Raw genomic sequence first — 593 nt, forward strand, 5'->3', positions numbered from 1 at the left:
CCATCTTGCTCTTTGGAGGACTTGGTTATGAGGACCAGTTTCGACTTCGCGCCCCTGTGGCGCTCCACCATCGGCTTCGATCATCTGGCTGACCTCGTCGACAGCACGTTGCGCCAGGCGACCGAGGACAATTATCCCCCCTACAACATCGAACGTTCCGGCGAAGACCATTACCGGATCAGCCTTGCCGTGGCGGGTTTCGGCGCCAGCGACATCACCGTGACGGCCGAGCAGAACGCGCTCACCATCGAGGGCAAAAAGCCCGAGACCGCTGCGCGCGAATACCTGTACCAGGGCATCGCCGCGCGTCCGTTCCGACGCGTGTTCAACCTCGCCGACTATGTCCAGGTGAGGCAGGCCTCGTTCCAGGACGGGCTGCTGATCATCGATCTCGTCCGCGAGGTTCCGGAAGCCATGAAGCCGCGCCGGATTCCGATTGCGGGCGGCACTCCTGCGGCATCGCAGATCGAGCAGAGAAAAGCAGCCTGATCTCAGCTGAAACCGGACGGCGGCAATTGATGCCGCCGTCTGCCATCAACAAACCCGTCCCCTGGAAAGGAGCATGAGGGAGGCACTGTCGATGACGAACGTGA

The 593-nt window shown here is 61.7% G+C and carries 1 protein-coding gene; it reads left to right on the forward strand.

Annotation, left to right across the window (positions count from 1 at the left end; translation table 11 throughout):
* Positions 1 to 27: 27 nt before the first annotated feature.
* Positions 28 to 489: an Hsp20 family protein gene (locus tag G8O24_RS42595; protein WP_188108423.1), complete on the forward strand. Its 462-nt coding sequence runs from the start codon at positions 28 to 30 to the stop codon at positions 487 to 489.
* Positions 490 to 593: the final 104 nt, after the last annotated feature.

The organism is Bradyrhizobium campsiandrae, from assembly GCF_014529705.1.
GTDB classification, from domain to species: Bacteria; Pseudomonadota; Alphaproteobacteria; order Rhizobiales; family Xanthobacteraceae; genus Bradyrhizobium; species Bradyrhizobium campsiandrae.